This is a genomic window from Marinimicrobium sp. UBA4209 (assembly GCF_002381585.1).
In the GTDB taxonomy this organism is placed as follows: Bacteria; Pseudomonadota; Gammaproteobacteria; order Pseudomonadales; family Cellvibrionaceae; genus Marinimicrobium; species Marinimicrobium koreense.
On the sequence record NZ_DFTP01000070.1, the window covers coordinates 96,090 to 105,479 of the forward strand.

Annotated in this window: 8 protein-coding genes; 4 read left to right on the plus strand and 4 right to left on the minus strand. The window is 57.6% G+C overall.

Features of this window, described 5'->3' with window-relative positions; genetic code table 11:
* Positions 1–2: 2 nt before the first annotated feature.
* From B3187_RS10640 to B3187_RS10650, 3 genes are all read right to left on the minus strand, one after another.
* Positions 3–1,709, minus strand: a complete 1,707-nt coding sequence (locus tag B3187_RS10640; protein ID WP_286806330.1) for a S8 family serine peptidase — start codon at positions 1,707–1,709, stop codon at positions 3–5.
* 117 nt (positions 1,710–1,826) lie between these two features.
* Positions 1,827–3,509, minus strand: a complete 1,683-nt coding sequence (locus B3187_RS10645; protein WP_286806332.1) for a DUF5666 domain-containing protein — start codon at positions 3,507–3,509, stop codon at positions 1,827–1,829.
* 168 nt (positions 3,510–3,677) lie between these two features.
* Positions 3,678–4,457: a hypothetical protein gene (locus tag B3187_RS10650; protein ID WP_286806334.1), complete on the minus strand. Its 780-nt coding sequence runs from the start codon at positions 4,455–4,457 to the stop codon at positions 3,678–3,680.
* A 93-nt stretch (positions 4,458–4,550) separates the two neighbouring features.
* On the opposite strand from B3187_RS10650, the gene B3187_RS10655 reads away from it, so the two are divergent.
* Positions 4,551–5,975: a GTPase gene (locus tag B3187_RS10655; RefSeq protein ID WP_286806336.1), complete on the plus strand. Its 1,425-nt coding sequence runs from the start codon at positions 4,551–4,553 to the stop codon at positions 5,973–5,975.
* Positions 5,976–6,249: 274 nt separating this feature from the next.
* Here the strand turns inward: B3187_RS10655 and B3187_RS10660 are convergent, their stop codons facing one another.
* On the minus strand, positions 6,250–6,993 hold the full coding sequence (locus B3187_RS10660; protein ID WP_286806338.1) for a hypothetical protein: 744 nt from the start codon (positions 6,991–6,993) through the stop codon (positions 6,250–6,252).
* Between the two features lie 632 nt (positions 6,994–7,625).
* On the opposite strand from B3187_RS10660, the gene B3187_RS10665 reads away from it, so the two are divergent.
* From B3187_RS10665 to B3187_RS10675, 3 genes are all read left to right on the plus strand, one after another.
* Positions 7,626–8,423, plus strand: coding sequence for a hypothetical protein (locus B3187_RS10665; RefSeq protein WP_286806339.1), 798 nt, complete (start codon positions 7,626–7,628; stop codon positions 8,421–8,423).
* Positions 8,424–8,494: 71 nt separating this feature from the next.
* A complete protein-coding gene (locus B3187_RS10670; protein WP_265367032.1) occupies positions 8,495–8,710 on the plus strand; it encodes a helix-turn-helix transcriptional regulator in 216 nt (71 codons plus the stop codon).
* Between the two features lie 219 nt (positions 8,711–8,929).
* Positions 8,930–9,390: AHH domain-containing protein (locus B3187_RS10675; RefSeq protein ID WP_286806342.1), on the plus strand; the 461-nt coding region annotated here is incomplete at its 3' end.

The following is a 9,390-nucleotide window of genomic DNA, read 5'->3' on the forward strand; positions in this document are numbered from 1 at the left end:
CCTCAGGGGGAGGCCGGCGTTATCAGTTGGCTTTTCCCCGGCAGTCCAAGGCCGAACAGCGGGTCCTTACCGGGTTCACCCAAATCCACCGTGTCCTCACTCAGCGCTTGAAGCGCCTGCCCCGGCGAGCCGGTATGGGCGAGTTGCCGGGCCAATAGGGCAGTGACCACTGGCGAGGCAAACGAAGTGCCGGATACCCGGGTAAAACCATCCTCTCCTGAAGCGACGGTAAGGTTGACGCCATAGGCGGCAAAATCCAGGTGATCACCACGCACCGCATAGGGGTAGAGGTCGAGCGCCCGGTCGACGGCGGTCACCGCCACCACGGTGGGGTAGGCGGCCGGATACTGCGGGTCGGCGAGTGGGCCGGCATTGCCCACGGCGGCAACGGGCAGTATGCCGCGGGATCGGATCTGTTCCAGAACGGTTTCCAGCGTCTGATTCGCGGGACCGGAGAGGCTGATATTGATAACCTCCACCGGCCGGGACGCCAGCCAGTCCAGCGCCGTAATCAGGGTCTGGGTGGTAGCAATAGAGCCATACTCGGCCTGTTCGGAAAATACCGAGGCAATGTATAGCTCGGCATCGGGTACCAGGCCCTCCCAGTCTTTAGTTCGCCCCACCAACAGCGATGCAATGGCGGTTCCGTGCTCCAGATCCCGGACAGAGGGGCGTGCGGCGAAGGCTTTCTGTTGCAGGCGCGCACGGGCAAACGCAGGGTGTCGGGTATTCACCGGTCCATCCAGCATGCCAATGGCGGTACCCGAACGGGAGGGCGCGCCGGGGCGGTAAAGCGCTGACAGGGTCAGGGGGGCATCGGACGCGGTTGTCGGGCCCTGGTGGTATTCGTAGCCGTGGTTAAAGTCGACCGACAGCCCCGGATAGCGTTCGCGCAACTCGGTGCGAAGTGCTTCCAGCGGCACGTCGCCTTTGACCTCAAAACTGCCCAGATTGGTTCCCAGTGCAGAGAGCGGCCGTCGCTCTCTGAGGTCCAGTGCCGGGTGGCGGCTTAACTGTTTCAGCAACTCATCGTCCGCCAGCACCAGCATTTCGTTGCGGACGATGAGGTCGCCGGTATTGAGCTCGATCAGGCTGTCCAGATCCTCTTCCAGCGCGTCCAGCAGCCGCTCCTCCAGAGCGTCGGCCAGTTCATCGTCCTCATCGAAGCGATCGTCCAGGTCATCATCGTCCAGCTCATCCTCGAGGTCGTCGTCAATGTCGTCGAGCTCGTCTTCCCAATCATCCTCGTCCAGTCGATCTTCAGCGGCTTCCTCCGCCAGGTCTTCGGCAAGGTCCTCGGCGTCGTCATCCAGGCTGTCTTCCAGCTCATCTTCGGCCGCTTCTTCGGCCAGCTCCTCGGCGAGGTCTTCCGCATCGTCGTCCATGGCGTCCTCGGCAGCGTCTTCTGCAAGATCATCCAGTTCATCTTCCAGTTCGTCGTCGAGTTGGTCCTCCAGGTCATCTTCCAACTCGTCTTCGATGTCATCATCCAGATCGTCCAGCTCGTCCTCAAGGTCTTCAAGCTCATCGTCGATGTCGTCGTCCAGTTCATCCAGGTCGTCGTCATCAACCTGGGCCAGATAGAGTGTCTGGGAGGAACTGGTGAAGGAAAAGGGCGAGTCCGCCTGAACCGTTCCGGCACCCAACACAACGCCCAGCAGACTGGCGAGTAGCAGGCGAGGGCTGGGTAGGAGACCGTTTGCAGGCATGGTTATGGGCTCGATTCACGTCGAAGGGGAGAAGCAGAATAGAGCAGGGACGACAGGTTTGGCAATCGATGGCAAAGTGCCGGGCCCTTTCCCTGTGGCCCGGCGAGTGGTTACGCCTTATGACTCGGCGCTGTCATCATCGTCCTGATCGTCGTCTTCATCTTCATCTTCATCGCTGTCATCGTCCGAATCGTCATCATCGTCACGATCGTAGGTGGTTTCGACGTCGTCATCCCAGTCGAACTCCACTTCCTCGGCAATCAGCAGACCGTCAGAGCAGGCGGCGGCATTGTCTTCGTCGCTCTCGGCTTCGATCACCGCACCGCCACTGAGGGTCGTGAAGAAGCTCGCCCGGCCGAGGATGCTGTCGTCGTCATCGCCAAAGGCGTCATCGTCCACAATGCTGGCGGTATCGATGGTCACACCCAGGATGGTGAAGGTGCCGGCGGAGGCATCAATGCTGTCGGCGTCTACCGGGCCGCGCAGGGAACACTCCTGATCGTCCTCATCGTCATCGCGCTCGATCCGGGTCCAGGTAAGAGTGCCGTCTTCGGCGAAATAACCCCGGGCTTCAATACTGTCGCCCGCTTGCAGCCGAGCCATGAAGTCTTCCGGGTTGAGGCGATCGCCGTCGTCCTCATCGTCGTCTTCCACCCGGCTCAGGCCGGTGGGGGTGACGGTCACGCCCAGGCGGGTGGTGAAACTGGTGGCGCCGACGGTTTCGACCCGATCGGAGATCTCCACATTGTTGTTCCACTCGCGCTTGATGCCATCGTCATCGGTGTCGATTTCCAGGCGGCCTTCTGCGTTGAAGGATCCCTCGATTTCCACTTTGACGCCCACCAGGCTGACCAGCGCACTGGCGTCTGCCATGGGAATCACCACCCCGTTGATGGTGACGCTGTTCGGGGTGCTGTCGGTATCGACGGCCTGAATGATGCCTTCGATTTCGAACTCACCTTCGCGCTCATCGTCATCGTCCCAGCGATCGTCTTCGCGTTCGATTTTACTGGCCAGCAGACTGCCGTCGGCCTGAACCTCGCCTTCGACTTCCACAAACCAGCCGTTGCTGAGCTCACCGTCTTCGATGTCATCGTCCAGGGCGGACAGGTCGTAATGAACCAGCAGATCCCGGATCATGAAGGTGCCATTGGTGGTATCCAGATCGGCGATGACCCCTTTGACCTCCGCTTCGTTGCCATCGTCGTCGCTGTCGTCGTCATTCTGGTTGAGACGTTCCAGACGGGTGGCAATAAAGCCCTCTTCCGTCGGGAAGCCGCTGACCTCGACCACCACGCGGCCCTGGCTGCTGTCCAGGTCGTTCAGGTCAATGCTGCCGTCCATATTGGTGTCGGCAATGTCGCTGCTCAATACCGTGTTCGCATCCACGGTCACGGTCTGACCGAGTACCACCAGGGTGCCCAGGGTGGGATCCTCGGCGTTGGGGGAGACGGAACTGACCGGCCCTTTCAGGTCTTTGTCGAACATCACGCGGGTAGCGCGGCGGTCGTCTCCGTCCTGTTCCGCTTCGATCTCGACCCGCATGCCCAGGCGAAGATCGTCTTCGGACATGCGGCCTTCGCCTTCAAACTCAATCTCGGCGTTGGCGGTGTCGTAGCGCACCCCGTTGACGTAAACGCTGCCAAACCCGGTAATGACACCGGAGGAGCTGACTTTGTCGCTTGAATTGTTGCCGCCGGGGTTGTTGGCGTTCGGGGCGGAATCACTGCTGCCGCCGCCGCAGCCTGTCAGAGCCAGAGCGATGGATGTGGCCAATGCACTTTTTTTCAGATGTTTCATGGCGAGACCTCTTCGTCGTTGATCGCATTACCAAGGCGGCGTGGCGCCACCTTTCCGTGTGTTTCATTAGCGACAACGCTTGGCGCCGTATTTTATTCCCTCGAGACGGATCGGTTTCTCAAAATGTGCGGGGCGTCACACAATATTGGGGGTTGGTGATGGCTTCGCTCACAGAGGCTGGAGCGTCTGGGTCAGTTGGGTCTCATGGTGCTCGCCCGGAATATCGGTTTTCCGCCAGCGTTGGCGCTCGCGGACGATCAGATGACCATCCAGTACCTGATAGTGTTGGGTGGACTCCTCCCGGTACTCGCCGCGGATGACAAACAGCAGGCTTCCCTTGGCATGAAGATTGAGACGGCTGGCCAGGGGCTTCCCGGCTTCGTCCACCCAGACTTCCAGGGTGGAGTGGAACTGTTTGACGTATTTCCGGGCTCGCTCGTCGAGCACCGTTTTGTCCCGGTCAAAGATCAGACGGCGGGCAGGCCGGCCCTGCCAGCGGTCGGTGACGAGGGTCCGAAAGCTCGATCGTTGGATTTCCCGGCGCAGCGGGGCGGCGGCATTCAGAAGCGGGCGAACCTCGTTCAGGTCCAGGCGCCACATGAAATCAGTGGTGGGGGTGCGGGCATCCGGGTCCTCCAGTAGGCGGTTCGCTTCGGCATCGAGCCGATCCAGCAGTGGCCAGCCGTAGGTCACGCTGATGCCATCAGTGCCCCGGTTGATGACCGTGTTCACCGACACCTCGACTTCCTCCCGGTCGTCGCCTTTGCCCTCGGCACGCCAGAGCGCCGATAACAGTTGTACGCGAACGGGGCGGTTGTGCTCCAGCTGGTCGAGGGTCTGGAGCAGGTCTTCCGGCTGCGAAGCGCTCGCGGGTAGCGCCATCAATAGAGCGGAGGTAAGCCCGCTCAGCGCAAGAGTGCGGCGCAGGAATCCGGAAAGCAGCGGCATGTGTCATCCCTCAAAAACGGTCGTAGGTCGGTGAGTACTATACGACGCTTCGACTCCAAACCGTGAAGAAAGCTCCTTTGATATAGTGACGGTATGAAAGACCTGATCCGCCAATTCGGTCGCCTGCGTCTGTTGGCGCTGGTGCTGACCTATCTGCCGCTGACCGCGGTTCCGGTGGCCGGCGTGGTCTGGCTCTGGCAAACGGGGTACCTGGCCTATTGGTTGTTGCTGTTGGCCATTTGCGGCGGCTGTGCGCTGATGCTCCAGCTGTGGCTGGCGCGCACCGACAAGCGCCGGATTCCGGACGCGCGCACCGGTCCCAGCGGCCACTGGTCCACGACGGCCGAAGGCGCCTGGACCCAGGTGGAGGCTCTGGCGCAGAGCGCGGACCCCGCGGAATACGCCCTCAGCGACGGTTCCGCACTCTGGCTGCTTGGACAGCATGCGCTGGAGCGGGTGGCCGGGCACTTTTTCCCGGATAAGGAACGGCCGCTGCTTGAGCTGACGGTACCCCACGCACTGTTGATCATCGAGCGTGCCAGTCGAGAGTTGCGTCAGGAAATTGTGCATACGGTACCCTTCAGCCATCGCCTCAGTCTGGGCAACCTGGTGCGGGCCCGGCGCCTGCAACAGACCGCCACGCGCTACCACAATGCGTTCCGCATGGGGCGGGCGCTGATCAGCCCGGCGAGTGCACTGTACCAGGAGTTCAGCCGCGCCGTGGGCGGCCATATTCTGGATTACGGCAGCGAGCGCATGCAGCGCTGGTTGCTGCAGGAATATGTGCGCAAAGTGGGGTTCTACGCTATTGAGCTGTACAGCGGAAACCTGTTGCTTAGCGGCGAGCTGACCGCCGGCACGGGGCAGCCGCTACAGGTGCTGGTGCTCGGCCCGGCCGGCAGTGGTAAAACCAGCCTGCTCGAGGCACTGGCCGGCGGCCAGTCCGACATCAACCCGAACGCCAGTGATAAGTGGATCAACGCCCAACGAATCACGTCACCGGTCTGGGGCGAGCTCGAACTGTGGGATACCCCGGCGTGGCCAAAGTTGCCCCGGCGCCGAGCGCGCGCGGCGGTGGCAGCGGCCGATCTCATCATCTGGGTCAGCGATGCCGGCGCCGAGGGTATGAAAGACGATGCCGAGCAACTGGCGCGACTGCAACGCTGGTTGGGGCGCCGCGCCGGACAGCCGGAACCGCCACTATTGGTGGCCCTGACGCACCTGGAGCGGAAGGGAGAAGCCCTTTCGTTGGCGGTGGTGGCAGAGCAACTGTCGATTCCGGCCGAGCAGATCATTCCTCTCTCACTGGCGGACCCAGACTCTGAGCAGGCCCGAGAGCCATTACAGGCCGCCTTTAACCAATACTATGCCCAAGCGGAGCGGTGCCACTACTGGCGATACCTGCACCGGCGCCGCCAGGCGGAGAATAGAGAACTGTCGGGCCGCCAGTTGCGTGGCGCCGCCGGCACGGCATGGCGCGCGGCGCGTGGGCTGTTTCGTCAGGGGCCCAAGGAGTAAGCCGACGCAGAGCCACCCATAAAAAACCCCCAGATCTTGCGATCTGAGGGTTGTTTATTGGTGCCGGGGGAAACTGAAAAGAATTAATAAGATATTGAATTTTATAGTATAAATGTTGGTTCAACTAATCTCTGGAATACCGCTTGGAATACCTGTCACATCCGTGAACCGGCGGTTCAAGGTGGCCAATAATGGTTTGGTTGGATAGATGGGTAGCACAGGTACTGCTTCCTCACTCCCTTGGGGGCTTTAACGCCGGTGCTGACATGGTCGGCTACTGGCTTTCTTTTCGTTGCCTCAAATCATCCTCCACTATTTTCTTGGCCTCCTCCTCAATCTCTGCATCTGTTAGTCCAGCTTGTTGCTGAAAGCGACGTAAGAGCACCTCTTGTCTCATAATGATTTCGGAGTAGTGCTGGACATGCGCTTCAAGCGACTGGATGTTGTGCTCCAAGTTTTGGATTTTAGCTGAGTCATCTTTCTGCATCACATCCTTGATCGACTTTGACTTTCCCTTCGGCTTGTAATTTTGCCGAAGATGGGATTTCTCAGCCTCAATTGCTGCCTGCGTATCTTTTTTCATCTGTGCCGCTAGTTGGTCTCCGTGGTCAATTAAATACTCCAGGGTTTCGTGTAAAGACGTGAAGTTCAATTGCTGTGCGACTCGTCTCAGTCTCGCTTCGATATGGGTGCCCAACGTAAACGAGTACGGCTTTTTGTGGCTCTTGAGATCTCTTGCTCGCTTGGCCACTGAGTTCCACGCGAGACACATTTTTCTCAGCGTTTCCTGTTGGCCGAAGGACCCACGCTCAGCAACTTGGAGTATCCGCTGGAGCAGTACCTCCGTCTCAGTCTCTTCTTTCATTGCCATCTGGGAAGGTGCCTCCGCGATTCGGGGTATCCCTCGTTCATCAAGATAATTGTGTGCCCAGACGCACTGGGAGGTTCCGGGGGCATTCTCTTTTTTTACCCATCTCTCCCATTTCCTATAGCTATCATAAGTATTTTTCTGATTCATTTTGTTAATCTATATTTTGATTGCATCAAGAAACATTACAAGTAATATTACCAATTATATTAGACTATAACAGCTGTTATCTGTGTAGAATAGACCGAATTTTTCAGCGGCTATGGTAGTGATTAACTTTGTTTCAGCTATTGACGATTAAAACACCCGGGCTATCTCCAGCCCAGAAGTACGCTTTGTGTCGGCTGGTGACGCTAAGTAAAAACGTACGTGCAGTTCACTATTCTATATCCGAGCTAAGCACCATGATTGGAGTCAAACCGCATGTATTGAGGTCGGTAATCTCCGGATATTTGGTCCGGAGGGGATACTTAGCCAAGTATGTAGAGCCAGTGCCCCATCTTCCTGGGCAAGCTAGTAGAGGACGGCCGAAGTATCATTACCAATATACAGAGGGCTTTGACGGGAGCTTTGAAAAGGAGGTGGTGCTTGGGGCTACCGACTATCATAAAGACTTGGTTGAAACTCTGATGAACACTCGGTGCTCCGAGGAGTTAGGTCCAGAGGAAACATTGCTTCTAGCTGTACTGCTGCGATTTGCTGATATGTCGGGAACAGTTCGGACTTTGGGCCTTTCCGCCCTGAAGGGCTTAATTGGTGCGAGCCGAAGTAAGGTGCTAGCCATGCTGGAGTCGCTCCAGGCAAATAAGCTCTTACTGGCTAGATCACCGGGAGGGACCAGCCCGAGTTTATTTGGTAAGGTGAAGTCGCTATATATCCTCGACCTTAAGAGCCTTTACGTCAGAATGAATATTGACGAAAGCAGCCAGCTATACAGGGTTCGGATGTACGCTGTTCGCTACTCAGATTCCGATATCGTTTCGATGACTCTCGGACTTTTTCGAGAGGTTGAGAGGCTAACCAGGATAAATACTAAGATTCGCCGATTGGCCTCGGAAGAGCCGTCAGACTTGGTCTCCGGCCGAAAATGGGTGCGAAGGGCTTCAGTAAATGACCAAAAAATTAGGCTCTTGGAGCTTAAACTTTGCGGCATCCTGGATATTGATCTCGACAAGAGCCCTGTCTGCAATCCCTTAAAGCAATCTGCCAGTAAGACCAGTGTCGATCTTCTGCGACGCAAGGTTAGTGACTATGCGTGTGCGCTTCTACTGGAAGGTAAAGATACGCAAGGTGGGTTTGTAAGGGAGGACTACGAACTTATCCGTGAGCGTATCGAAGCTGATATCGAAAATGTAGAGACGCAGGGTGATAAAACGAAAGAGAAGGTTGCAAATTTCATCTACTGGGCATCTGTCAAGGAAGCTGAGGTGATTTCTGCTCTCGCTATTAGGATAGACCCCGCTACGGGGAAGCCGGAGAAGCAGGACGGAACGCTTACGTCTCGTTTCGACGCGATCACCGTACTGCCGAACTGCGGCAAGGACGACTATAAACGAGTGATAGTGGCCACGAGGAAGTAGAGTTCTGCTGGAACGTGGGTAATAGTTTACTTATAGGGCACATCTCATGAACGGATCTACAGGAGTCCACCATGAGATTTTTACGCCTCAAAGAGGTAATCGAGTTGACCGGCCTGAGCCGGTCCACCATCTACAAATACATCGAAGACGGGCTATTTCCCCGCTCCGTCTCCCTCGGCGGGCGGGCTGTTGCCTGGGTTGAGCAAGAAGTTCACGATTGGATACTGGCTCGGATTGAGGAGCGGGACCAAGAGAAGCCGGCGTTCTCCGACCGCGCCGTCGCCTGATAAGGCGTGGTTTTCCTTCCGTATGCGAAACGGTAAGCGAGCGTCTGGCCAGGCGTCAGGGGGTGGGGCGCAGCCTCACCCTCTGGCACGGGCTGTGTTGCTCAAAAGCGCAGTGTGACGGCAGTCACATTCCTGGATTTAGCGGATTATGGCCCGTTGCGTCTATGGCACGGTTCCGACACACTTCGGATCTCTGGAGATCACAAAAGGGACCTGCGTATGTCATTACCTCACGAGCACGTCGTCAATCACGCCATCAGCCAGTTTGCCCGTCTGGAGCAGCCCAGCCTGCTGGACTGGAACCACCTGAAAACCCTTTCCCAGATACAGCGAGGATTGGCGGAATATGAGGCCAAGGGCCGGGGTATGACCTTCGAGCAGCTCATGAATGAGAGTCACGACTGTAAGCGCCTGGCTCGCCATATGACGGCGAGTGGGGACCCGAGGCCCAGCCAGAAGTGTGACTGCCATGCCATTATCGCTGGTAAGGACCCCAGATCGGTGCCTTTACGGGCGGTTATGGCTTGGGTGAAGATGAGGATTGATTTCCCGTTGAACGGGGCTTGGCTTCCTCACAACACCGCTGCAAAGCCCCATATGCCCAAACACTTGAGTCAGGCGGTCCCCCATAGCAGAATTCACCGGAATGGCTATTACCTGTCTAACGTCAATTACTTTGT

What these genes read in the sequence shown, in the direction of transcription:
- B3187_RS10640 (WP_286806330.1), bottom strand. Translation starts at nt 1,709, where the DNA reads ATGCCTGCAAACGGTCTCCTACCCAGCCCTCGCCTGCTACTCGCCAGT.
- B3187_RS10645 (WP_286806332.1), bottom strand. Translation starts at nt 3,509, where the DNA reads ATGAAACATCTGAAAAAAAGTGCATTGGCCACATCCATCGCTCTGGCT.
- B3187_RS10650 (WP_286806334.1), bottom strand. Translation starts at nt 4,457, where the DNA reads ATGCCGCTGCTTTCCGGATTCCTGCGCCGCACTCTTGCGCTGAGCGGG.
- B3187_RS10655 (WP_286806336.1), top strand. Translation starts at nt 4,551, where the DNA reads ATGAAAGACCTGATCCGCCAATTCGGTCGCCTGCGTCTGTTGGCGCTG.
- B3187_RS10660 (WP_286806338.1), bottom strand. Translation starts at nt 6,993, where the DNA reads ATGAATCAGAAAAATACTTATGATAGCTATAGGAAATGGGAGAGATGG.
- B3187_RS10665 (WP_286806339.1), top strand. Translation starts at nt 7,626, where the DNA reads ATGCTGGAGTCGCTCCAGGCAAATAAGCTCTTACTGGCTAGATCACCG.
- B3187_RS10670 (WP_265367032.1), top strand. Translation starts at nt 8,495, where the DNA reads ATGAGATTTTTACGCCTCAAAGAGGTAATCGAGTTGACCGGCCTGAGC.